The 23,982-nt window shown below is 43.0% G+C and carries 20 protein-coding genes; 12 read left to right on the top strand and 8 right to left on the bottom strand.

The genetic code is table 11. The features are described 5' to 3' along the window. Positions 1 to 87 precede the first annotated feature (87 nt). The 6 genes from rpsA to PG901_RS07685 all read left to right on the top strand — a co-directional run bounded on the left by rpsA (position 88) and on the right by PG901_RS07685 (position 5,746). On the top strand, positions 88 to 1,779 hold the full coding sequence (gene rpsA, locus PG901_RS07710; protein WP_271134093.1) for a 30S ribosomal protein S1: 1,692 nt from the start codon (positions 88 to 90) through the stop codon (positions 1,777 to 1,779). A gap of 254 nt (positions 1,780 to 2,033) precedes the next feature. Further along, positions 2,034 to 2,339, top strand: a complete 306-nt coding sequence (locus PG901_RS07705; RefSeq protein WP_183620940.1) for an integration host factor subunit beta — start codon at positions 2,034 to 2,036, stop codon at positions 2,337 to 2,339. 264 nt (positions 2,340 to 2,603) lie between these two features. Further along, complete coding sequence (locus PG901_RS07700) at positions 2,604 to 3,014, top strand: lipopolysaccharide assembly protein LapA domain-containing protein (protein WP_201620194.1); 411 nt, start codon at positions 2,604 to 2,606, stop codon at positions 3,012 to 3,014. 76 nt (positions 3,015 to 3,090) lie between these two features. After that, on the top strand, positions 3,091 to 3,789 hold the full coding sequence (gene pyrF, locus PG901_RS07695) for an orotidine-5'-phosphate decarboxylase (RefSeq protein ID WP_201625662.1): 699 nt from the start codon (positions 3,091 to 3,093) through the stop codon (positions 3,787 to 3,789). Between the two features lie 216 nt (positions 3,790 to 4,005). After that, positions 4,006 to 4,800, top strand: coding sequence for a metallophosphoesterase (locus tag PG901_RS07690; protein ID WP_271134092.1), 795 nt, complete (start codon positions 4,006 to 4,008; stop codon positions 4,798 to 4,800). 109 nt (positions 4,801 to 4,909) lie between these two features. After that, positions 4,910 to 5,746 (top strand): histidine phosphatase family protein, encoded by an 837-nt coding sequence (locus PG901_RS07685; protein ID WP_271134091.1) that lies wholly within the window; start codon positions 4,910 to 4,912, stop codon positions 5,744 to 5,746. A gap of 164 nt (positions 5,747 to 5,910) precedes the next feature. On the opposite strand, the gene rpsT is transcribed toward PG901_RS07685, so the two are convergent. Continuing rightward, positions 5,911 to 6,177 carry a 30S ribosomal protein S20 gene (gene rpsT / locus PG901_RS07680; protein WP_010200097.1) on the bottom strand — a complete coding sequence of 89 codons (267 nt, stop codon included), beginning with the start codon at positions 6,175 to 6,177 and terminating at the stop codon, positions 5,911 to 5,913. A gap of 575 nt (positions 6,178 to 6,752) precedes the next feature. Between rpsT and PG901_RS07675 the strand changes: the two genes are divergently transcribed. From PG901_RS07675 to PG901_RS07650, 6 genes are all read left to right on the top strand, one after another. Beyond that, entirely contained in the window at positions 6,753 to 7,454 is a 702-nt protein-coding gene (locus tag PG901_RS07675; RefSeq protein WP_201565432.1) for an NAD-dependent epimerase/dehydratase family protein, read from the top strand. Between the two features lie 109 nt (positions 7,455 to 7,563). After that, positions 7,564 to 8,079 (top strand): ribonuclease E activity regulator RraA, encoded by a 516-nt coding sequence (rraA, locus tag PG901_RS07670; protein ID WP_227670523.1) that lies wholly within the window; start codon positions 7,564 to 7,566, stop codon positions 8,077 to 8,079. Between the two features lie 220 nt (positions 8,080 to 8,299). Continuing rightward, entirely contained in the window at positions 8,300 to 12,073 is a 3,774-nt protein-coding gene (gene mfd, locus PG901_RS07665; protein WP_271134090.1) for a transcription-repair coupling factor, read from the top strand. Positions 12,074 to 12,328: 255 nt separating this feature from the next. Then, a complete protein-coding gene (locus PG901_RS07660; protein ID WP_183620932.1) occupies positions 12,329 to 12,763 on the top strand; it encodes an HIT domain-containing protein in 435 nt (144 codons plus the stop codon). 340 nt (positions 12,764 to 13,103) lie between these two features. Then, a complete protein-coding gene (locus tag PG901_RS07655; RefSeq protein WP_271134089.1) occupies positions 13,104 to 15,368 on the top strand; it encodes a neutral/alkaline non-lysosomal ceramidase N-terminal domain-containing protein in 2,265 nt (754 codons plus the stop codon). A gap of 426 nt (positions 15,369 to 15,794) precedes the next feature. Continuing rightward, positions 15,795 to 17,219: an adenylate/guanylate cyclase domain-containing protein gene (locus tag PG901_RS07650; protein ID WP_201625560.1), complete on the top strand. Its 1,425-nt coding sequence runs from the start codon at positions 15,795 to 15,797 to the stop codon at positions 17,217 to 17,219. A 204-nt stretch (positions 17,220 to 17,423) separates the two neighbouring features. On the opposite strand, the gene fdx is transcribed toward PG901_RS07650, so the two are convergent. From fdx to PG901_RS07615, 7 genes are all read right to left on the bottom strand, one after another. After that, on the bottom strand, positions 17,424 to 17,762 hold the full coding sequence (gene fdx, locus PG901_RS07645) for an ISC system 2Fe-2S type ferredoxin (RefSeq protein WP_201565424.1): 339 nt from the start codon (positions 17,760 to 17,762) through the stop codon (positions 17,424 to 17,426). Positions 17,763 to 17,864: 102 nt separating this feature from the next. Continuing rightward, positions 17,865 to 19,742 carry a Fe-S protein assembly chaperone HscA gene (gene hscA, locus PG901_RS07640; protein WP_271134088.1) on the bottom strand — a complete coding sequence of 626 codons (1,878 nt, stop codon included), beginning with the start codon at positions 19,740 to 19,742 and terminating at the stop codon, positions 17,865 to 17,867. 290 nt (positions 19,743 to 20,032) lie between these two features. Then, complete coding sequence (gene hscB, locus PG901_RS07635; protein WP_271134087.1) at positions 20,033 to 20,626, bottom strand: Fe-S protein assembly co-chaperone HscB; 594 nt, start codon at positions 20,624 to 20,626, stop codon at positions 20,033 to 20,035. Between the two features lie 176 nt (positions 20,627 to 20,802). Further along, the gene (iscA, locus tag PG901_RS07630; RefSeq protein ID WP_149489769.1) at positions 20,803 to 21,123 is read right to left on the bottom strand and encodes an iron-sulfur cluster assembly protein IscA; all 321 of its coding nucleotides are present in this window, start codon (positions 21,121 to 21,123) and stop codon (positions 20,803 to 20,805) included. A gap of 297 nt (positions 21,124 to 21,420) precedes the next feature. Beyond that, on the bottom strand, positions 21,421 to 21,831 hold the full coding sequence (iscU, locus tag PG901_RS07625; RefSeq protein ID WP_183620927.1) for a Fe-S cluster assembly scaffold IscU: 411 nt from the start codon (positions 21,829 to 21,831) through the stop codon (positions 21,421 to 21,423). 230 nt (positions 21,832 to 22,061) lie between these two features. Beyond that, positions 22,062 to 23,288, bottom strand: coding sequence for an IscS subfamily cysteine desulfurase (locus tag PG901_RS07620; protein WP_201565954.1), 1,227 nt, complete (start codon positions 23,286 to 23,288; stop codon positions 22,062 to 22,064). Beyond that, entirely contained in the window at positions 23,285 to 23,797 is a 513-nt protein-coding gene (locus tag PG901_RS07615; RefSeq protein WP_201565956.1) for an Rrf2 family transcriptional regulator, read from the bottom strand. The genes PG901_RS07620 and PG901_RS07615 overlap by 4 nt, the downstream gene beginning before the upstream one ends. Between the last annotated feature and the right edge of the window lie 185 nt (positions 23,798 to 23,982).

Below are 23,982 nucleotides of genomic sequence, written 5' to 3'. Positions count from 1 at the left end.
GATATAAAACCAGTATTTCGTTTTATACAGTCATAAATTTGATCCGTACTGTGCTGGACAGGATACGGCTATACAAAGGTAGACATAATGGAATCATTTGCTGAACTATTTGAAGCGAGCATCGAAGAAACAGGTCTTGATATCGAGCGTGGCTCGGTTATCACAGGTACTGTTGTGGCCATCGATAGCGATTGGATCACAGTAGATACTGGTCTTAAATCTGAAGGTATCGTCGCTCGTGAAGAGTTTTTAAGCGAAGAAGGCGAACTTGAAGTTGAAGTTGGCGATAGTGTCGATGTTGTGGTTGAAGCGGTTGATAACGGTATGGGTCAAACCTTACTGTCACGTGAAAAAGCCAAACGCGTTGAGACTTGGAATTTCCTTGAGAAAATCTCTGACAATGATGAGATCGTTAAAGGTATTATTTCTAGCAAAGTAAAAGGCGGCTTTACCGTTGATATCGGTTCAGTTCGCGCGTTCCTACCAGGTTCATTGGTAGACGTCCGTCCGATTCGTGATACTACGCATCTAGAAGGCAAAGAGCTAGAATTTAAAGTTATCAAACTTGATCAAAAACGTAACAACGTTGTGGTAAGTCGCCGCGCTGTTATGGAAGCTGAAAACTCAGCTGAGCGTGAAGAGCTATTGAACAAGCTTGAAGAAGGTATCGAGATCGAAGGTATCGTTAAGAACCTAACTGATTATGGTGCGTTCGTTGACCTTGGTGGTATTGATGGTCTATTGCACATCACTGATATGGCATGGCGCCGTATCAAGCACCCATCTGAGGTTGTTGAAGTTGGTCAAGACCTAAAAGTTAAAGTACTTAAGTTTGACCGTGAGCGCAATCGCGTAAGCCTAGGTCTAAAACAACTTGGTACTGATCCTTGGGATAACGTTGGCGGCACATACCCAGTCGGTAGTGTGGTTAAAGCACGCGTGACTAACCTAACTGATTATGGTTGTTTTGCTGAAATTTCTGAAGGTATTGAAGGTCTAGTACACGTGTCAGAAATGGATCACACCAACAAAAACATCCATCCATCGAAAGTTGTTCAAGTGGGTGACGAAGTTGAAGTGATGATTCTTGATATCGATGAAGAACGTCGTCGTATCAGCTTAGGTATCAAACAAACTCTAGCCAATCCATGGGATGAGTTTGATAAGAAACATGAGCGCGGTGATAAAATCACTGGTACGATCAAATCTATCACTGACTTCGGTATCTTTATCGGTCTAGATGGTGGTATCGATGGTCTTGTACATCTATCTGATATCTCTTGGAACGAAACTGGCGAAGAAGCTATCCGTAACTACAACAAAGGCGACACCGTTGAAGCAATGGTATTGTCTGTAGATTCAGAAGCCAACCGTATCAGCCTAGGCGTGAAGCAGTTAAGCTCTGATCCATTCAACGAATACCTAGTCAACAATGACCGCGGTGCTATCGTTAATGGTAAAGTAAAAGAAGTAGACGCTAAAGGTGCTACTATTGAGCTTGCTGACGAAGTTGAAGCATATCTACGTGCCTCTGAAATTCAACGTGACCGCGTTGAAGATGCGACTAAGCATCTAACAGTTGGTGATGACATTGAAGCGAAAATCATCAGTGTTGATCGTAAAACTCGCAACATCAGCTTGTCAATCAAAGCGAAAGACGAAGCTGAAGAGCGTCAAGCGATTAAAGAGCTAAGCAGCACTAGCACGACTAGTACTACTGCCGGTTCTGATGCACAGCCAAAAACTATTGGTGACTTGATCAAAGAACAAATGCAGTAAGCTGTATATTGTTGATATAATTAGTATATAAAAAGAAAGCGACTCCGGTCGCTTTTTTTTGTGATTAAATTTGGGTATAAAGCAAATGCTTAACGATTTCCTGTAAAAGGGGAAACTCTTATTTCCATTTGCGCCAATATCCGCTATCATTTGCAACATTGAGTAACGAGATGTGAACGTAAACCTAAATATTCATAAAATGATAGTTTACCTCACAACTATCTTATCCATTAATCAATAAGGCCAGTGTGATAATGCAGCAAGCAATTAACAAGTCCGAATTTATTAGTAATCTGAGTGCGAATTGTGACAACATGACAGATACCGTTGTCGATGATGCAGTACGCGAAATATTGAATTTGATGACCGATACTTTAGCCAACGACGGCCGAGTAGAGGTGCGTGGCTTTGGTAGTTTTTGTCTCCATCATCGCCGTGCACGTATGGGACGCAACCCTAAAACAGGCGAAAGTGTACCAGTACCTGCCAAAGCCATTCCACATTTTAAACCTGGCAAAGCACTACGTGAAGCCGTCAATGATAAAGTAGCCCACGGTTAGGAACATAAGCATAATAGTAAGACGTTTAGTTTTCTGGCTTATTAGAGTTGTTGATTACTAAGACATCTTACTATTAAAGCTGCTTCTGATTAAAGAATCTTATTATTAACGCTTTTTATCATTAAACCAAAACGAATAAGCTAAGAGATATAAAACCAGTCTTTTTATATAAGAGGCTAGATATTGAAAACCTTTACTAGCAGTCGCTATGGCTGCGTTATTTGCTAAACTGTTCATACTATTCAACATACAAGGATACGTCTGATGCGCATTTTACTGCTGGTATTACTGTTTTTGAGCTTTGCTTATTCGCTAGGTTTAGTATTAGCCAATAATACTGAAGTTGGGGTGAACTTATTATTTTCTCAAGCACCGACGATGAACCTGGGCTTATTGTTGATTCTGTGCCTGATACTCGGCATCATCATTGGTATGTTACTAGCTTTACTCATGTTCCGTGTGCTACAAAATAAGTGGGAAATCTCACGTCTACAAAAATTAAATGCCAATCTGCAAGAGCAGGTGACACAAGCCAATATTGTTATTGACCGTCAAGCGAATGCGCCGTCGGTAGAAGAAGCGGTCTATGGTGCGACAGCGACCAATGTACAAGATGGTAGCGTCAGCGATGTAGATGATGGTGCAATGTTAACCAAGCAAAAGCGCGACTATTAGTCGGTCAGATGACCATTCTATTTCTAATAGCTCTATATACAATCATTTGATAAACCCGATAGAAAGTGGCATAACTATGAATAACGCAAATACCTCTCCCGTCGTCGTCGCTTTAGATAACATGACGAGAGATGCCTCGTTAGCACTGGCTGACCAATTAGATCCGGCGTTATGTCGCTTAAAGGTAGGTAAAGAGCTGTTTACCCGCTGCGGTCCTGAGATAGTTAAGGCGCTACATCAGCGCGATTTTGAGGTGTTTTTGGACTTGAAATTCCATGATATCCCTAATACCACGGCACAAGCGGTATTGGCGGCAGCTGAGCTTGGCGTATGGATGGTCAACGTTCATGCAAGCGCGGGCTTAGAGGCGATGTCATTAGCCAAACAACGCTTGTTAGACGGTAATTTTGAAACCCTGCTAATAGCTGTTACCGTACTGACCTCTATGGACAATCAAGCATTGATGCAAACGGGCATCACGGACGGCTTAGATGTACAAGTAAGCCGCTTAGCACAATTGACTAAGCAAGCAGGTCTTGATGGGGTGGTATGTTCAGCACAAGAAGCCAAAACGCTTAAGCAGCTATGTGGTCAAGATTTCAAGCTAATTACCCCGGGTATCCGCCTGTTAGACGACAATGCCGATGATCAAAAACGCATTTGCACGCCGAAACAAGCGTTAAATGATGGCTCTGACTATTTAGTAATTGGGCGCTCCATTACCCAAGCAACAAATCCTGCGGCTAAATTACAAACGATACTTCAAAGTATCTAGCGGATTATAAAATCTCTAAAATTTTATAATCTGTTTAGAGGTTTTTTAGCAGCATTACTATAGAAAAGACAGCCTAACACGCTGTCTTTTTTACTTTTTGCCAGTCATGAAAAAAGTGCTACACTGGTTAAATTTATGTTGATAGTAAGCCTAGATATAGACAGTTTTTTATCTTCAAGTTTTTGCAAATGGCATGATGGGACAATAGTAAAACCTATGAAATTACAGATTTTAAGTGACTTACATATTGACAGCTATGCTCGTCAGTCGCATCCGATGGGGCATATCCCTAAAACGGACGCAGACATCGTGCTAGTAGCTGGAGATACGGCAAATAGTGATAGTGGTATGCCGTGGCTGCAAGAGCAAGCAGCGCGCTTACAAGTGCCATTAATTACCATCTCCGGCAATCATGAGTACTTCAACGAAGATGTGCTGCATTTTGATAAGAAGCTTGCGACTTGGGATGATTATAATAGTGAATTAAAACAAGGCGTGCGCGTGTTACAGTGTCAGCATATCGATATTGGCGAGGTGCGAATTCTAGGCTGTACGCTATGGACAGATTATCAATACCAAGCCAACGAAGATACCATGGCAGCGGCTAGGCGTTTTATGCGTGACTATAAGCAAATTTATGCCGGTGGCGAGCTGTTTTCACCTGAAGTATCAATGCAAATCCATGCTGAGCAACGCCGATGGTTACAGCAAGCATTAATAACTGCTAAAGCACTGGGTAAAAAAACTGTGGTGATGAGCCATCATAGTATCAGCCCGTTATCCGTGTCTGAGAAATATGCTGAGCTGCCAAGTAATGCCGCTTTCGTCAGTGATTTATCGAGCTGGATGTATGAGGATTGGGCGCCCACGCTTTGGGTGCATGGCCATACCCATGAAGCCTTTGATTATCAAATCAATAAAACGCGAGTCATCGTCAATCCGCGTGCCTATCCGAATGAGGTAAGTAGTACTGCATTGGCATTTGCTTGGGACAAGGTGATTGATATCTAATAAATCGTTTTCACTAAACGCTTCTACTGATATTTATAAAGATACGCTATATTGCAACTGAACTTATATTTTGTTCATTGATGTCAAAAAATCTGCTACGCTTGCTATCATGAGTAAACTGCCTAATAACACCCTATCAAAACTATCCGCTGCGCAGCGTGCGAGTCACACGCCAAGTGCACCAGCGCCTTCGCACTTACCTGACAGTATGATGTCTTCGGTCGGCTTACTGCCTACGGATAAACGGCTGATTTTATTTACCAGACATTCTTTACGTGAGCGCTCTGACGGTAATGGTTTTGCCAGTTATCAGTTGCCGCTGACCCAAAAAGGTCGCGTTTTAGCGAAGTCTTGGGGGCGCTGGTTGGCAGGACATCTGCCGTATTCGCTTGATGTCGATAGTCTCTCAAGCCCGATTGGGCGTTGTATCGATACCGCGCAGCTGATGCAAGCAGGCGCGGGGCTACAACGTGATATCTCGCATCAATCATTATTGGTTGAGCCCGGTAGTCTGGTGACTGAACCTGAGATTGCCACTCCCATATTTAAAGAAATTGGCGTGCTCAATTTTATCAATCGCTTTTTACAAGGCAATCTTGAAGGTACCAAAAACGCCTATCAAGGTGGGCTTGATCTTTTATCACTGTTTTACCAAAATCAGCCTGAGCATGGGCATTTAATGCTTGCCGTCAGTCATGATACCTTGCTGTCAGCGTTTTTGGCGGTGATGTTTGATGTGACTGAGATTGATTGGAATGACTGGCCAAAGATGATGGAAGGAGTGTTCTTGTGGTTTGATGATAAGCCATTTGAGCAGGCCAGTGCTTATTTCGTCTGGCGCGGTGAAGTTTATGTGCGCCCGATTCATACTTTGCTTGACAGTTACCGTGCGGCCGGCTTTCATCCGAATAAACTGCTATTGCCACCAGAAGTAAAATGGACCTAAGTGTTTTTTGCTAAACATCATTTTCTAAAACTGTTAAACACTTTTAAGCAGTTATAAATGATAAATAAACAGGCATAAAAAAACCTTGCCCCAGTATTAGAACTGGTAACAAGGTTTTAGTCATCAAACTATAAAAGTGCAATGCGGTCTAAACGCAACCAATCTTAAGCTTGTAAGCCTTTGATGGTTTTGTTTAGGCGGCTCTTACGACGAGCAGCTTTATTCTTATGAATAATACCTTTGTCAGCCATACGATCAAGAACCGGTACCGCTTTTTTGTAAGCTTCGGTAGCCGCGTCATAATCTTTAGCAGCGATAGCCGCGTCAACACGTTTTAGATAAGTACGAACCATAGAGCGTTGTGACGCAGAGTTCTGACGACGTTTGGTGTTTTGACGGGCGCGTTTACGAGCTTGTGCAGTATTAGCCACGCGTATCTCCTTGATAAAGACAGATAAAAATATGAATGTTGATTGCAATAATAATGGGTTTAACAATCATCGGTGACGAGCAGCCTCTCGCCAAACATGATGTCGATGTCTGATATTAGAATACCTATCTGTTATTAAAGGCACCTAAATTAGTAATAGATCATCGCAAGCGCCAGAACTGTTTGGAATAATTAAACAGCGTTGACGTGTAAAGCCGGTTATCTTAGCAAATTATTGCGCTTAGAACAATATATTTGATGATTAATGCGTAAAGAAGTTATGCTAGCATACGGATAGCTGGTTTTTAGGGTGGTTAATAAGCGTTTTATTAAGCAAACGAGCAAAATATCTAGCAAAAGTGGCGGCTTAAAACGGCTGATTGGTGCAATCAATTTGATGGCTGATAAAATCTCTTACAATAAATTGTGTAGAATAGCGTCAGTTATCTCTGAATTTAGGTATGATACCTATGATACAAGGGGCAAAGACGTTAGTGAAAAGCGTTGATGATAAGCGTTTACCCCTCATCTTTCTTCTTATTATACATATTCCAACATTATATAAATGGATAGGTTATGCAGCGAAAAGCAATTGTGATTGGCGCAACAGGATTGGTCGGGCAGCATCTTGTTAAGCAGCTTAGTGAGCTTTATGACACGTTAATTGTGATTGCACGGCGTCCGCCTCGCTATATCAATGCCAGCATGCGCTTTTATCAGGTCAATGATTTTGATAACTTGGCTGAAATATTTGCCAGCGTTGGCGCTGATAATAAGACAGATGCTTTTAGCTGCCTTGGTACCACCAAAAAGCAAGCGGGTAGTGATGAAGCTTTTCGAAAAATCGACCATGATTATAATGTCAATTTTGCCAAACTCTGCCAAGAAAAAGGTGTTGAAAACTTCTTTTTATTGTCCTCAATGAATGCGGACATCGACAGTCGCTTTTTATACAATCGGGTCAAAGCGGAAACTGAGCAGTCTATTATGGCGCTAGGTTTTAAGCAGCTGGTGATTCTGCGTCCTTCTTTATTGCTGGGCAAACATAAAGGTCGCCCGCTTGAAAGTATTGGTCAAAAAGCCTTTAAACTCATCTCACCTTTGGTCTCAGAGTCATTATCACTGCATCCTATTTCTGCAAAGCGCGTTGCCAGTGCGATGGCAATGAGTGCACATGATGTCTATCAGCGTAATAAATACCGTAATGAGCCTGCGATTCAAACCACAGATATCATCGAAAATAAGCAGATGCTAGCAATGACTAAGGTTAAAAAATAGCCTAAGCATTCAATTAAAAACACTTAAAATTAAAACTCAGTCATAAATGATTTAACATAAATAATTTAATCATACACAACAAGGAGCGTCAGACATGTCAGAATCGACCATGAATAAAGAGAACTTTGTGACTTGTGATTTATTGGATGCCAATCCTGAATCACAGGTATGTTTGCCTAATATCGAAGGCAAGTCTTTTTATAGCTTTGGTGGCAAAGACAGATTTTGCGGTGAAATCGTGACGGTGAAATGCTTTGAAGACAATAGCCGCGTAAAATCGTTATTAAACAGCGATGGCAAAGATAAAGACGGTAATGGTAAAGTATTGGTCGTTGACGGCGGTGGTTCGATGCGTTGCGCGTTGCTCGGCGATATGATTGCGCAATCAGCGATTGATAATGGCTGGGCGGGGGTTGTGGTTTATGGCTGCGTGCGTGATGTTGATGATATGGCAGCAATGGACATCGGTGTTATGGCGCTCGGCTGTATCCCGCGTAAATCAAACCGCCGTGACGAAGGTCAAACCGATCTTGAAATCAGTTTTGGTGATTTAACACTAAATTCTGGTATGTTTGTTTATGCAGATAATAACGGCATTATTGCTAGCGACAAACCATTAATCTAAAAACAGCTTAATGAATACAACTCAAAAACCTCAGCTTAACCGTTGAGGTTTTTACATTTACTCATCCTGTCTTTATATACGAATATAAGTTTTATCAACTATTTGGCTATTGGTTTTTTCATAAGAATGCTAAGTGACAAACCGTTACGGCATAAATTTTGGTAATTGCTGAAATATTCGTATAATAGCTTTCTGACTCTTAACGTTGACCCTATTCTTTATGCCTATCACTGCTTTGACTGACGCCTTTGAACCGATTAACCAGCAGTTGTTTCCTATCCAGAATGCCCAGCGCCGTTGGCTGGCACCTGTGCATGGGGCAGTCAGTAGTTTGTGGCTGGCAAGTCTGGTGCAAACATCGCTATGGAATGTTGCCGACCGTCTAAAGGTTGTGGTAACGCGTGACCAAAACCAGCTCAATCAGATAGAAACAGAATTGGCATTTTGCGGCGTCGATGCTTATGTATTCCCTGATTGGGAGACATTGACCTATGATGAGCTGTCACCGCATCAAGATATCGTCAGCGAACGTATCAATCTATTAACCGATATGCCAACGTCAGGCGTGCTGCTCATCTCGGTACAGGCGTTGATGCATCGGGTCGCACCGCCAAGCTGGCTGATAGGGCAGCATTTTGATTTGAGTGTCGGTGATAGATTTGATATCAATACCCAACGTGGCTTATTGGCAAAGGCCGGTTACCGTGCGGTTGAGAACGTCTTTGAGCCGGGCGAATTTGCCGTACGCGGTAGTATCATTGATATCTTTGCCATGGGTCAGCCGTTTCCGCTACGTCTAGATTTGTTTGACGATGAAATTGAAACCATCCGCTTTTTTAACCCGCAAACCCAGCGTACACTGACCGTCGATGACCTCAAAACGATGATGAGTGGCAACGATAGCAGCATGGGTAAAGAGTCATTGTCGCTACTGCATAAACTGCCAGATATCTCAAAGCCCATTAAGCAATTCCAGATATTACCAGCAAAAGAGTTTCCGCTTGATGAAGGGCGGGAGACGTTTCGCACCAACTTTGCTGCTATGTTCCCTAATACCAGTAGCCGTAAGTTTGAGCTGCATAAAGATGTTATGGCGGGTATCGCCAGTAGCGGATTAGAATATTATCAGCCACTATTTTTTGACTTAAAAGATTGGGAAGCTGAGAGTAGCTTATTTGCTTACCTACCAAGTGATGCACTATTTATCACAGATGAGCTGATTAACGAAAAACAAGCAGATTATTGGTCACAGATTCAGCGCCGTTATGAAGAACGTCGTCATGATATTGATAAACCCATCGTCGCGCCTGAATTATTGTATTTATTATCAAATACTCTAAACGAGCACCTCAATCATTATCCACGCGTGATACTCAGTGCGCGTAATGAATTGGCTACCATGACCGATGTCGCTGCGATTGATAGCGATGCTTCGTTATTAGAAGATGCGTCATTGTTAGCAGACAAGTCATTGCTGGAAGTTGAAGAGCAGTCAGATTCTCAGCCACAACTGCCGCTTGTGCCGAGTAAGCAGCAAGGCTTGGTGACGTTAAGTGCGAAAGAGCCGCCGCAATTATCAGTCAATCATCAAAAAGCTGAGCCACTGACTGAACTGCTAGAATTTTTAGCGCTGCAAGCGCAAACAGAAACACCCGTATTGATTGTCGCTGAAACAGCGGGTCGCCGTGAGATTCTCATCGAGCTGTTTAAAGGTAAAATTGATATCAAAGCTTATGACAGCTTTGAGGCGTTTTTAGCCGCCGATAAAACTACTGGTCTTAATGCTAAAAAGCTGCCACAGGTTGGACTCACGGTTGCACCCATTGAACGCGGGGTTTATGTTCCTGAACGTTTGGTGTTGATTAGTGAGACACAGTTATTTGGTCGGCAAGTACTGCAAACGCGCCGCCGTCGTCAAAGCGGTGTGTCAGAAGAGTTTTTGGTTAAAAGCGTCACCGAGATAACCGAAGGCAGTCCAGTGGTGCATATCGAGCATGGTATCGGACGTTATCACGGGCTGATTACGCTAGATGTCGGCGATGGTGAACAAGAATTTATTCATTTGAAATATGCCGATGATGCCAGTATTTATGTACCGGTTGCCAATTTACAGATGATTAACCGTTATAGCGGCGGTGATCCTGCGCTTGCGCCATTGCATAAAATTGGCAGCGGTAAATGGGATAAAGCCAAGCAAAAAGCCCTCGAGCAAATCCATGACGTGGCGGCTGAGCTACTTAATATGCAAGCACGGCGTGAAGCCAAAGTCGGTATTCATTTTAAAATAGATTCATCACAGTATGAGCTGTTTGCCAGTCAATTTGCTTTTGAAGAAACGCCCGATCAGGCCAATGCTATCCATGCGGTGATGGAAGACATGAAACAAAATCAGCCGATGGATCGTCTCATTTGCGGTGATGTCGGCTTTGGTAAAACAGAAGTGGCCATGCGCGCGGCGTTTATCGCGGTTAGTGCTGGCTATCAAGTGGCAGTATTGGTGCCGACAACCTTGCTAGCCGGTCAGCATGAAGACAATTTCCGCGACCGTTTTGCTGATTGGCCAGTGCGTATCGAAACGCTATCGCGCTTCGGCGGCAAAAAGCATCAAGAGACGGTTCTCACAGACCTCGCAGCGGGCAAGGTTGATATCGTTATCGGTACGCATAAACTATTACAGCCTGATGTGAGATTTTCTAATTTAGGTTTGATGATTGTCGATGAAGAGCATCGCTTTGGCGTGCGTCATAAAGAGCGTATTAAGGCGATTCAGACCGATGTGGATAGTATGTCGATGACAGCGACGCCAATCCCTAGAACGCTTAATATGGCGCTCTCAGGTATGCGTGATATGTCGATTATTGCCACGCCACCGGCGCGCCGTTTGGCAATTAAAACCTTTGTCATGCAAAAAACAGAAGCTTTGATGAAAGAAGCTATCTTGCGTGAACTATTGCGTGGCGGGCAAGTTTATTTATTGCATAATGATGTGGCGAGCATTGAGCGTATGGCAGAAACCATACGTGAATTGGTTCCTGAGGCGCGAGTAGGGGTCGCTCATGGGCAAATGCAAGAGCGCCAACTTGAACAAGTGATGCAGCAGTTTTATCATAAAAAGTTCAACGTGCTAGTCTGTTCGACCATTATCGAAACCGGTATCGATGTACCTAATGCCAATACCATTATCATTGAGCGCGCCGATAAGTTTGGCTTGGCGCAATTGCATCAACTGCGAGGTCGTGTTGGCCGTAGTCATCACCAGGCTTATTGTTATCTGCTAGTGCCTTCTATCAAAGGCCTTAAAGGCGATGCTAAGCGCCGCTTACATGCGATTGAGCGCGCTAATACACTGGGCGCAGGCTTTATGCTGGCAAGTGAGGATTTAGAGATTCGCGGTGCTGGCGAGATACTTGGTAAGCAGCAAAGTGGTAATATGCAAGCGATTGGCTTTAGCTTATATATGGATATGCTAGAGCGAGCGACAAAAGCAATTAAAGCTGGTAAAGAGCCTGATTTGAGTACGCCATTGTCGCTGACCAGCGAGATTAACTTGCATAGTTCGGCGTTGATACCAGAGGATTATTTACACGATGTGCATCAGCGTTTGTTGTTCTATAAACGCATCAGTAATGCCGATGATAAAGAGGCTCTGACTGATATTCGTACCGAAATGATTGACCGTTTTGGCATATTACCTGAGCAAACCAAGCAGTTATTCGCCATTCACGGACTGCGTATACAAGCTGAGCCGCTAAAAATTAATAAGATTGATGCCAATAGTAATAGCATGACGTTAGAGTTTGCACCTGATACGCCGGTCGATGCCTTAGCGATTATTAAATTGATTCAGAGCAATGGGCAGCGCTATCGTATGAATGGTGCCTCTGGCATTCGTTATCAGGATGCCGATAAACTGGCAACCCCGCAGCAGCGCGTCAGCGCAATTCAAGAGCTATTACGCTATTTCAGTGAGCATATGGTGGCAGAGTCAGCTTAGCTTCATTGATTTATATCTTTAAACTGAACAGATTCGCTAAATAATTTAAATAAGGTGAATGTTGCATCCTAAGACAATCAGTCATGGCGCTATTTTATCGGTTGGATAACTGATAAAATAGCGACACCCTATATTTAGCCTACTATTTTTTATAGCACAATGTTTTTTAAGCGTATTATTTTTTAGTAAATTAAATTCTGCTTTTCTAAATTTCCATTCCTTTTATTTAAGCGTCATAACAAGAGAACCGTCATTATGTTCCAACTTCATCATAAACTTGCTGCTGATAGTTTTTTAGTGGGTGATTTCCCATTATCGACCTGTCGTTTAATTAATGATTGTCAGTTTCCTTGGTTAATATTGGTGCCGCGGGTATCAGGTATCAAAGAGTTATATGAGCTATCTGAGGCTGATCAAGCGCAGTTTTTGCGTGAATCGAGCTGGTTATCAAGCCAACTGGCCAAGACCTTCCAAGCCGATAAAATGAATGTGGCAGCACTCGGCAATCAAGTACCGCAGTTACATTTCCATCATATCGTTCGCTATCAAAACGACATGCAGTGGCCAAATCCAGTATGGGGCGTGCCAGCCATCCCTTATACCAAAGAAGTATTGGCGCAGATGCAGCAGACATTGATGATGGCATTACGTGGTCACCATCAAATGCCGTTTGATTGGCAAATGCAGTAAAACCTTGAGTAGTAAGATTTAAAATGAACTATTTATAATTTTACATTTAAATGTTCTGTTCCAAACGATTTTTATCTAAATACATTTATTTAAACAAACTGTAAAGCCAGATTTAATGATGGTTTAAGTGGTTTTAACCATAAAGTGTTTTACATTTGTCTGTTATTCATTATATTAGAGAGTGGGTTGGTTAAATGGATATAGCCAACTTATCTACTCGCAGCCGTTTTTTGCGTATTAATCAGTATGCTTGATTTAACGCATTTAAAACGCTTCGAGGTACTTAATCTTAGATTGGAAGCTTTCCGTCTAAGATTTCACTCTATGTTAAGGATAACAGATGGCTACTTCCTCTATTGCACCTCCATTATTACGACCTTCTATGTTACTCATCTCTATTTGTACCGTCGCTCTCGGTTTAACTGCCTGTGAGACAGATTCAACGGAGTCAGCTTCAGTACAGGCTGACTCAATACAGTCGGCATCCGTGCAGTCCGATTCAGTCCCGTCTGATTCAGAGCAAACCATTACCGAAAATATAACCTCCTCATCAGACAGCTCTGTTACGTTAAATCGTAGCGCTTCTGCGATGTCTATGAGAGCAATGCCGACAAGTCAGTATCTCGTTGGTAGCGGTAAGGCAGATATCACCGGTGCGGCTGCCGAAACCGGCATGTTTGGTTATGCTTCTGGGCAGGTTGTGCAAGGTATCAACGACCGCTTATATTCTCATGCTTTTATTATCGGAGAGGATACGAATAGTCAAAATCAAGGTAAACGTATCGTCTATGTATCAGCAGATATGGGCGCGATGTTTACCGCGGTAAAGCTTGAGGCCATCAAGCGCTTAAAAGCGGATTATGGCGAATTATATAATGATGATAATGTCATGCTTACTGCTACTCACACCCACGTCGGCAATGCCGGCTACTCCCATCAACAGCTGTATCAAATTGCCAGTACCGACGATACCCTATCAGGATATAGCAGCCAAAACTTCAATGCTATTGTCAATGGGATTGTTACCTCGATTAAGCGTGCTCACGATACCTTGGCTCCCGGGACGCTATCTTTGGCGCAAGGCGAGCTAAAAGGTGCGACACTTAATCGCTCAGAATTTGCTTATAACAATAATGTTGATGCAAAAGACTTTGACAGTAATGTCAATGAGACCATGACTCAGCTGCGCCTAAATGCTGCCGATGGCACGCCAGTAGGTCTGATTAATTGGTTTGCACTGCATCCGACCAGCTTTAGTAATCAGTTTATGCATCTCAGCGCTGATAATAAAGGCTTTGCCCAGCGCGGTGCTGAAAAGATTTTCGGTGGAAATGCAGATAAGCCATTTGTTGCAGCTTTTGCCAATGCTGATGAAGGTGATGTATTAGCCGCAGGTGGTAATGCCAACTCAAAACCTGGCTATCAAGGCAGTGATAATGAGTGGGAAAATGTCAGGCGTGATGGACAACTGCAGCTTGATAAGGCGGTTGAGCTTTGGAATCAAGGTGTGCCGGTTGCTGGTCCCGTGGATGTACGCGCGCGATGGGTTGATTTAAAAGGCTATCAAGTCGATGGTAAATTTACCAATGGCGCAGGTAATAAAGTCTTATGTATGCCAGCCCGCGGTTACTCGTTTGCTGCTGGCGGCGAAAATGGCCCATCGAACATACCGGGGATGTATGAGGGCATGACGCGAGAAAACTTCCGCATTAATGATGATATCAATAAAGTGGACCAGTCTTTCCTAGGAAGTTTGACGCGCGGCGCCTTTGGGATTGTTTCAACCGTCAGCCAAGATGACTGTCAGGCTGAAAAACAGGTGTTATTACCGACTGGCAGCTGGGGCTGGATTAATACTCAGCAACCCGTTCAGCTCATGCGTATCGGCAATATCGCCATCGTTGCTATTCCTGGTGAGCCGACGACGATGGTTGGACGACGGATGCGCGCTGCCGTGCTGGCGCAGCTAAGAGATTCAGGCGTAGATACCGTTATCATTAATGGCTTGGCCAATAACTATAGCGGCTATTTGAGCACGCGTGAAGAGTTTGCCACCCAGCATTACGAAGGGGCATCTACTGAGTATGGTCCTTATCAAACTGCTGCTTATATACAAGAATATACCCAACTGGCTGAAGCGCTACGGGATGGCACAGAGATTTATGACAGTGCCACACCGCCTGATCGCTCAGCTAAGTCGTTTAATGAGCGTCCGGGTGTGGTATTCGATGATAAGCCTTTAAAACAAGCTTGGGGACAAACCCTCAGTCAGCCTAAAGCCAGTTATCAAAAAGGTCAGGTTGCCACAGCGGTATTCCGCGGTGCTCATCCTAAAAACAATCTACGGACCGAAGACAGTTTTTTAAAGGTACAGCGTTTTGAGAATGGCCAGTGGGTCGATTATCTGAGTGATAGCGACTTTGATACCACCTATACTTGGAAGCGTGAAGGGGCGGCTTATAGTAAAGCTATTATCGATTGGCGAATCAGCACTGACACCCCAGCGGGTACGTATCGATTGACCCATCAAGGCGATTGGAAAAGTGGCTGGACACGTAAAATAAAGCCGTACTCAGGCGTTTCTAATAGCTTTATCGTTCAGTAATAAATTTTATTATATTTTTATCAATTCACTTTCCACTTAATCTTTATATATAGAAAAGCCAGATAGCTATTATCTGGCTTTTTGGTCTTTATTTCTTGCTATGCATTCTTGTGTCTTTTAAGAATGTTCATTTAAATCAGAGCTACTAAGCTTTGGATTTAAAGAGCTTTTTAGGCAAATGAGCGATAAGTGGTATGCTTTTTCCTACCAGTGACCTAGGTGCTATGGCAATAAAGCAGTATAATGTATAGATTTACTATCTACTTATATTATCAGTGGTTTATAAAGATGAGCGTTAGTGATCAATCTTTTATCACGAAATAGGGGCTGCCTAATAAGGGCTACCTAAGACCTCAATGATAATATGAGCGTTATTTTAATGTTCATTAAGATTTCTGATGGTTTTTCTTTAGGCGAATAGTGACCATGGCATTTTTAGAAACCTCAAGCGCAAAGATTCCGCTACAGGATGGTAATAGCAATGCCTATCGCTTTGACTATCCAGAAATCTACGTTTTAATACTGACGGTTATATTGCTCGCTGTACATTTTAATTTTAGTCCGACTTCAATGGCGCTGGTAGTTATTGTGTGCCTGCCGAGCTTAATGCTTTTAATTTATAACTATCGTCGCCAAACCAGTTTTTGGACCTCGAACATTGTCATTATCTTATTATCGGCGGTCATCGGCTCGATACAGTTTTGCCCCATTATCTCGCTCAGCTTATCGGCGCTCATCGGCTTGCGAGTTATTCTTAGCAGTCCGGAAAACCATCTAAAACTCATAGCGGTTTCCATAGTCACGGTCATTGTTTTTTATTATGTGAGTGTCACCTTAAGTAGCGCTCAGATAGATTGCCACGAAGGCTTGATTACCCCCGTTATCTTATTGGCCAGTATGCTGGTGCTATTGTGCCATTTTCGCCACGTTTATCATGACTATATAAACTATGAAGCGCGAGCGCAGCAAGCGGTTGGGCGTCTCAATACCATGGTTTCTGTGATTAATAAGTTAACACGCTTTGTGCCGCTGCAAGTCTGGGAGCCAATTGTAAAATCTGACAGTCCCGTTAACGTCGATAATAAACGTGCCAAGCTGACGATTATGTTTTCAGATATTGTTGGCTTTACCGAACTGTCTGAGAGTTTGAGCGCAGACAATTTGGCTGATATCTTAAATACCTATATGCACTGTATGACGTTAATTGCCAATAAGCATGGTGCGGTATTGGATAAGTTTATTGGCGATGGTATGGTGTGTTTTTTTGGCGAACCAAACAGCCGCGGACCGCGTCAAGATGCACTAGACTGCGTGGCAATGGCCATAGATATGCGCCGTGAGATGCGCACCTTGCGGCAAAAATGGCGTTTGTTGGGCTTTGAGGGTTTGTATATTCGTATCGGTATTACCACGGGCTACTGTCATGTTGGTAACTTTGGTAGTAATAGCCGCCTAAGCTATACCCTCATTGGTAAAGAAGCCAACCTAGCGTCAAGGCTTGAGGCGGTCGCTGGCAAAGGACAGATATTTATCAGTGACAGTACCTATGATTATATCTCGCATGATTACGACTGTGAATATGCTGGTGCTTTTCAGCTCAAAGGTTTTGATAAAAAAATAAACGCTTGGCAAGTACTTGATCCTGATGAGAATAAAGGCCAGTTATCAAAGTGGGTTGACCACACCTTACCGGGTTTTAATTTGCATCTGAACTTTAGGGACATGCAAGACAATGATTATCAGGATATCAGAAATCGCTTAAATCTGGCGCTGGCGCGTATTGAAAAAGAAGAGCAGACGATAGCGCTTGAGATGTTAGAGGCAAGTAAGCAAGAAAACAATCGTCATTAATAAGCGCAGAATGAAACCGATTTGAGTGATTTGTAGAAAATGAATGTTTATAGCATGACAGTTAAATTTGCACGCAGGATTACTAGAAGTAAAAATAAAAAAAGCCAGTTATGATAAATAACTGGCTTTTTTAGTCTACTGTCAGCGTGTTTTCAACTAAATGAGCTTGGATAATCAAGCTAAGTCATAAAACACTACAAGTATTTAATGGTTTTCTTTGGCATGGTTTAGCGTGTACTTAGGAATCTCGATGGTTAAATCTTCATCATCAAGCATGACCTGACACGATAAGCGCGAATCAGGTTCCAAACCCCAAGCGCGGTCTAGTAAGTCGGCTTCGATATCGTCCATCTCATCTAAACTATTAAAACCTTTACGTACCACCACATGACAAGTCGTACAAGCTTTTGACATCTCGCAAGCATGCTCAATCTTGATGCCTTTTTCTAGCAGCGCTTTACATAAGTTGCTGCCTGCCTCTAGTTCGACTTCAGTACCTTCAGGGCAAATTTCATGATGGGGTAATATAGTAATTTTTGGCATAAGTTATTTGTCCGCTGCTAATCAATTAAAAAAATAAAAAGGGTCCGCCTAGTTCAACTGCTAGGTAATTTTCTTAGGCGTATATATTATTAATGGTATCTGCTACCAATCTTGGGCACTGGTGCCTGCCATACTGGCTTTAACACTTTGATTCATAATGCGGGCAGCAAAGGCATCACTGTGTGGCTTTAACTTGGCTTGTTTGGCTTCGATAATGGCTAAATCATTAGTGTTAAGCGCGCTTTGCAGGTCTTGCATGGTTTGCGCCAATGACTGCTGCTCTTCAGCTGACACTAATGCTGCAAACTCGTTAAGCGCCGATTGTAGTGCCAATAATTCACGTTCAGCTTCTACTTTGGTCTCAATTAAAGAGCGCGCATTTTTATCTTCTTCAGCGTACTTAAAGCCTGCAATCAATAGCTGCTCTTTTTGCTCATCAGATAGACCATAAGATGGCACAATTTCGATTTTACTTTCAGTCTTAGTGGTGGTTTCTTGCGCACTGACGGTTAGCTGTCCATTGGCATCAATACTAAAGGTCACCTCAATACGTGCAAAGCCTGCTTTCATCGGTGGAATGCCGTATAGCTCAAAGCGTCCAAGTGAGCGGCAGTTATCGACCGTCTCACGCTCGCCTTGTACCACATGGATGACCATGCCGGTTTGACCATCTTGATAAGTGGTAAACACTTGGCGTTTTTTGACTGGAATAGGGGTGTTACGCGGAATCAGTACTTCAACCAACCCGCCCATGGTCTCTAGACCAAGCGATAGAGGTGTCACGTCAAGTAATAACAAGCCATTATCACTATCGCCATTGACCAATTGGTGTGCAGTCTGTGCTGCACCTAAAGCGACGACTTCATCTGGATTCAAGCGGCAAAGCGGCTCTTTAGCAAAAAAGTCTGCAACCACTTGCTGAATTGCTGGCATACGCGTAGAACCACCGACTAAAATCACTTCATCTAAATCAGCGGCAGATAACTTGGCATCACGCAGTACTTGCTCGCAGACGCTCAACGTACGGCGACTGACAGGCTCTGCAATCGTTATCAAATCTTTGCGACTTAAGACGCCTTGATAAGATTGCTCATTGACGACAATGTCGATATCGACTTGTTCAGCATCCGTCAATGCTTGCTTATAGCGCTTAGCTTGTTGCGCCAGTATTGATTTGTCATGCAAGCTTACGTCTTTGGGGTCGATATTTAATTGCTTAATCAGCCAATTGGTCAGTAAGCGGTCAATATCATCACCGCCAAGCGCACTATTGCCGCCCGTGGCCAATACTTCAAATACGCCATCGCTTAGCTTTAAAATAGACACATCAAAAGTACCACCACCCAAATCATAGATTAAGTAGTAGTTTTCAGTATCGTCATCGGTAGGTTGGTCGAGACCATAGGCGACTGCCGCAGCGGTAGGCTCATTTAATAGGCGTAATACATTGATACCTGCCGCTTGCGCTGCATCTTTAGTGGCTTGACGCTGTGCTTCATCGAAATAGGCTGGCACAGTAATCACCGCACCTTGTATGCTCTCATCGGGCAAGGCACTTGCGGCACGTTGTTCTAGCGCTGCTAAAATACGCGCTGAAACTTCAACAGGAGATACTTCCCCTTGCGCCGTAACAAACGCTGGCATCGCATCTTTGCTGCCACTTAACTCATAAGGATGGGAGAATTTAATATCTGCTTGGCTACGACCCATAAAGCGCTTAGCCGAGATAATCGTATTTTTTGGATCATCTGCTAAGTGAGCAAGGGCATCATAGCCAACCACTGGATTACCTGAGCTTGGATAGTAGACCACAGACGGTAACAAAGTATCTGTCGTTGTCGCTGCTTGCAAAACTTGCGCCTTGCCTGAGCGTACCACAGCGACCAGTGAGCGCGTGGTACCAAGGTCGATTCCTAGACCAAAACGATGCTGGTGAGGTTGGGCACTTTGATTGGGTTCGGCAATTTGCAATAAAGACATAAGAAAACTCAAGGATAAAATGAATAAGTGAAATGGAACAAAGGCAATATATGGGCGACTATCATTTAACCGCTGTACTATTAACTGCTATTAATAATCTAATTGTTATTAATAATCAAAAATGGTTAAACGTAGGCGTTTAAAAACATACGGACTTAGAAAGCCATGGTAAAATGTTAGTTAAAAGGCAGTTAATATCTGCAATTATACGGGATAGCAGCTGTCATTTTAACCATACCCTCATATAAACTTGTCACTCGTAAAGTTAAACAGTGCTACTTAGCATGAGGTTAAACGTATAAGTCATCATCGTCTAAATGCTCAGCAGACGCGACTTCATCAAGTCCTGTGGTCACATCGGCATCTAACTTGACTAAGAATTTTAACTTTTGCGTGGCGTCAATCGCCGTTTGCCAGTCTTGGTTTTGGTAAGCGGTGTTAAAACGCTTTGACTGTTTGGCTAAACGCTCAGTAATCTGCGGGTGTAGCTGTTGCAATGCGGTTAGCTCTTTAGCTTCAATCGCCTCATCTAAGTCAATACGCATTTGCATGGCATCTTCTAAGAAGTCTAAATCGGCAATAGAATGCTCCAAATTTTGGGCTTGACCTGCGATATCTAACAAATAGCTGGCACGACTATCGGGCACACTGAGCGTTTGATAAGCTTGGTTAATAAGCGCTGATGCCTGCTCTGATTGTTGCTTAGCTTGCGCGCTATCTGCCGCATTTTTATCATTTGCTACCGATAAGTTATCCGGATGAAAGCGTTTTTGTAGCAGACGCAGCTGCTGATCAAGATGCTCTTGATTGACCGCAAATTGTACAGGTTGTTCAAATAGGGCAAAGAAGTTATCAAACTGTGCTTCTGAGGTGATGTCTGTCATATCGTCTGCCTTCATTTCTATTTATTATTGTGAGGACTTTACTGTTTTAATGGTCGTTTCAATAGTCGTTTCGAGGGCTGTTTTAATAACTGTTTTAAATAGTGATTTCTAATAACTCAGTATTTAAGCGCTAATCGCTTGAGTGTCAATCGTTTAGCGCACTCTCGTTTAAGTCTTTAAACCGTAAACGATTCACCGCAGCCACATTCACCTTTTTGATTGGGATTGGTGAATTTGAAGCCTTCGTTAAGACCTTCTTTTTCGTAATCCATCAATAAGCCATCTAAATAGACCAAACTTTTAGGGTCAATAAAAATATTAACGCCAAGGCTTTCATAACGGGTGTCATTTTCATCAGGTGTATCAACAAACTCTAAGACATAAGCCAAGCCTGAGCAACCCGCTGTGCGGATACCCACTCGAATGCCTTCACCTTTACCGCGATTGTCCAAAAAATCTCGAACATGCTGAGCGGCGCGTTCTGTCATTTCAATCATGCCAACTCCCATTGACTCTCAAAATCGATAATAATAATTCACGCAAAATGCTTATTTTGTGTAGAGCTTAGTACGAATAAAGCGTTGCGAGTAATACATTGCCAATAAAGCGTTAAAAAATAAATAAAAGGTGACAATTACATGAGCGTTATTGTCACCTTATTAGCGTTAGTAGCTTCTAACGTTACTGCTCATGGCTTTTACTAAAATACTGCTATTAAAGTATTGCTTCTAAAGCACTGCTACTAAAATATGGCTACTAACGCTCATTACATTAATAAGCGCATACGCTCTAAATTAGCTGGTTGCTTCTTCAGTTACCGCAGCAGCGCTATGTTTGCCTTTATAGTCGCTAATCGCGGCTTTAATGGCGTCTTCTGCAAGTACAGAGCAATGCACTTTAACTGGTGGCAATGCCAATTCTTCAGCAATATCCATATTTTTGATTTCGCCAGCTTGATCCAAGCTTTTGCCTTTTAGCCACTCGGTGACGAGTGAGCTTGACGCAATTGCTGAACCGCAGCCATAGGTTTTAAAGCGTGCATCTTCGATGATACCGTTATCATCGACTTGGATTTGTAGACGCATCACATCGCCACATGCTGGCGCACCGACCATACCTGTACCAACGTTTTTGGCATTTTTGTCAAGATTGCCGACGTTGCGTGGGTTTTCGTAATGATCAATAACTTGGTCACTATAGGCCATGGGATTTTCTCCTAGTTAGATGATGAGTAAGCATTTAGACGATGAAACTGAATTAGTCACTTACTAACGCTAAATGCTTGTCTACTCATCGATAATTGGGGTCAAACATGTCGTTCATAAAACTGTATTTATAAAAACTAAATGTATGATTGTCTAATTAATGGTTCAGCTAATGGTTATATTTGATAACCATTAGACGTTTTAACTATTAAAAGTTTTACTGGTAAATATTAATGCTCAGACCATTCTACCGAGTCTAAATCAACGCCTTCTTGATACATATCCCAAAGTGGTGATAGGGCACGTAGCTTATCAACCGCTTCATGCATTTGCTTGATAACTGTATCAATGTCTTCTTCAGTGGTATAACGACCAAAGCTAAAGCGGATTGAGCTATGCGCCAACTCATCTGGGCGACCAATAGCACGCAATACATATGATGGCTCAAGCGTGGCTGAGGTACAGGCTGAACCTGATGATACCGCCAAGTCTTTTAGCGACATCATAAGCGACTCGCCTTCAACAAAGTTAAAGCTGATATTAACAATATTTGGCACACTGTTTTCTAAATCACCGTTTAGATAAATCTCTTCGATATCTTGTAGACCGTCCCACAGTTTTTGGCGTAGCTTTGCCGCGTGAGCATGGTCTTCTGCATAGCGCTCATTGGCTAAAGCAAATGCGGCACCGATACCAACGATTTGGTGCGTTGGCAACGTACCTGAACGCATACCGCGCTCATGACCACCGCCATGTTGTTCCGCTTTTAGGCGAACACGTGGTTTACGACTGACGAATAATGCACCGATACCTTTAGGACCGTAAGCTTTATGACCTGAGAAGCTCATTAAGTCAATTTTCATCTTTTCAAGATCGACCAATACTTTACCAACTGACTGAGCACCATCGACGTGGAAGATAACGCCCGCTTCGCGAGTGATTTCACCAATCGCTGCAACATCGGTAATCGTACCAAGCTCGTTATTTACTATCATCAGTGATACTAAAATCGTATCGTCACGTAAAGCGGCTTTCACTTGCTCTGGTAAAATCAAACCGGTGCTTGGCTGCGGCTCAAGATAGGTAATCTCAAAGCCTTCTTGCTCAAGCTCACGGCAGGTATCTAAAACAGCTTTATGCTCAATTTTACTGGTAATAATATGCTTACCACGAGACTGATAAAAGTGTGCTGCGCCTTTGATGGCTAAGTTGTCTGATTCTGTCGCACCCGAGGTAAAGACGATTTCGCGTGGGTCAGCATTAATTGCTTCAGCCACTTGCCCGCGAGCCGTTTCTACCGCTTCTTCCGCTTGCCAGCCATAGCCATGTGAACGTGATGCTGGGTTACCAAAGATGCCGTCTACTGTCAGATATTCGCTCATCTTGGCAGCGACTGACTTAGCAACTGGCGTAGTGGCGGCATAATCTAAGTATATAAGGTTGTTATGTTGGCTCATGCTGGGTTTGCCTCGCTGGTCGATAGGGTAATAGTATTGATGTCTTTCATAGAAGTTTCTTTTGGAAAAGAGAGGTGCTGACGGTCTGAGACTGACTGCACGTGTTCCATGTCTAATAATTGCGCTAATGTTATATTTTTCAAGTACTGTTCAACATGATTAGATAGAGCGCACCACAAATCATGCGTTAGGCACATTGTACCACTTTGACAGTCGCCGCGTCCGCCGCACTGCATTGCATCCACAGATTCATCGACGGCAGAAATGATGCTCATCACATCAATCTCATCAAGTGGTTTGGCCAGATGATAGCCGCCTGCTGCACCGCGAATACTGGTGACTAAACCACGCTTACGCAGTTTGGAAAATAACTGTTCAAGATAAGAGATAGATATCGATTGCCGCTTAGCAATGTCTGATAAAGAGACGGCGCTCTCTTGTTGGCTGGTTTGCAATGCCAAGTCAAGTAAAGCGGTCACGGCGTATCTGCCTCGAGTAGTCAAACGCATATATTATCTCCAAACCTTTTAAGGATAAATTTATTTAACAACGATCTTAGTCATGTCGTATTGTTAGAAGTGTGCTGCTAGCAATCATTTATGCCATCAATTACTTATAAAGCATAAGTGGTTTATTGGCAGCTAACTATGAATAGCTAATAGCATTTAATACTTAATAGTATTGACACTTCTAT

Source organism: Psychrobacter sp. ANT_H3, assembly GCF_027919975.1.
In the GTDB taxonomy this organism is placed as follows: Bacteria; Pseudomonadota; Gammaproteobacteria; order Pseudomonadales; family Moraxellaceae; genus Psychrobacter; species Psychrobacter maritimus.
Note: the sequence above shows the minus strand (reverse complement) of the source record. Positions and strands in the feature narration are given on the sequence as shown.

Excerpts from the sequence above, each read along its gene's own strand:
- iscU (WP_183620927.1), bottom strand. The coding sequence starts at position 21,831 with ATGGCCTATAGTGACCAAGTTATTGATCATTACGAAAACCCACGCAAC.
- rraA (WP_227670523.1), top strand. The coding sequence starts at position 7,564 with ATGAATAAAGAGAACTTTGTGACTTGTGATTTATTGGATGCCAATCCT.
- PG901_RS07685 (WP_271134091.1), top strand. The coding sequence starts at position 4,910 with ATGAGTAAACTGCCTAATAACACCCTATCAAAACTATCCGCTGCGCAG.
- PG901_RS07690 (WP_271134092.1), top strand. The coding sequence starts at position 4,006 with ATGAAATTACAGATTTTAAGTGACTTACATATTGACAGCTATGCTCGT.
- PG901_RS07615 (WP_201565956.1), bottom strand. The coding sequence starts at position 23,797 with ATGCGTTTGACTACTCGAGGCAGATACGCCGTGACCGCTTTACTTGAC.
- PG901_RS07660 (WP_183620932.1), top strand. The coding sequence starts at position 12,329 with ATGTTCCAACTTCATCATAAACTTGCTGCTGATAGTTTTTTAGTGGGT.
- PG901_RS07650 (WP_201625560.1), top strand. The coding sequence starts at position 15,795 with ATGGCATTTTTAGAAACCTCAAGCGCAAAGATTCCGCTACAGGATGGT.
- hscB (WP_271134087.1), bottom strand. The coding sequence starts at position 20,626 with ATGACAGACATCACCTCAGAAGCACAGTTTGATAACTTCTTTGCCCTA.
- PG901_RS07700 (WP_201620194.1), top strand. The coding sequence starts at position 2,604 with ATGCGCATTTTACTGCTGGTATTACTGTTTTTGAGCTTTGCTTATTCG.
- PG901_RS07620 (WP_201565954.1), bottom strand. The coding sequence starts at position 23,288 with ATGAGCCAACATAACAACCTTATATACTTAGATTATGCCGCCACTACG.
- PG901_RS07655 (WP_271134089.1), top strand. The coding sequence starts at position 13,104 with ATGGCTACTTCCTCTATTGCACCTCCATTATTACGACCTTCTATGTTA.
- hscA (WP_271134088.1), bottom strand. The coding sequence starts at position 19,742 with ATGTCTTTATTGCAAATTGCCGAACCCAATCAAAGTGCCCAACCTCAC.
- PG901_RS07705 (WP_183620940.1), top strand. The coding sequence starts at position 2,034 with ATGCAGCAAGCAATTAACAAGTCCGAATTTATTAGTAATCTGAGTGCG.
- pyrF (WP_201625662.1), top strand. The coding sequence starts at position 3,091 with ATGAATAACGCAAATACCTCTCCCGTCGTCGTCGCTTTAGATAACATG.
- iscA (WP_149489769.1), bottom strand. The coding sequence starts at position 21,123 with ATGATTGAAATGACAGAACGCGCCGCTCAGCATGTTCGAGATTTTTTG.
- fdx (WP_201565424.1), bottom strand. The coding sequence starts at position 17,762 with ATGCCAAAAATTACTATATTACCCCATCATGAAATTTGCCCTGAAGGT.
- mfd (WP_271134090.1), top strand. The coding sequence starts at position 8,300 with ATGCCTATCACTGCTTTGACTGACGCCTTTGAACCGATTAACCAGCAG.
- rpsA (WP_271134093.1), top strand. The coding sequence starts at position 88 with ATGGAATCATTTGCTGAACTATTTGAAGCGAGCATCGAAGAAACAGGT.
- PG901_RS07675 (WP_201565432.1), top strand. The coding sequence starts at position 6,753 with ATGCAGCGAAAAGCAATTGTGATTGGCGCAACAGGATTGGTCGGGCAG.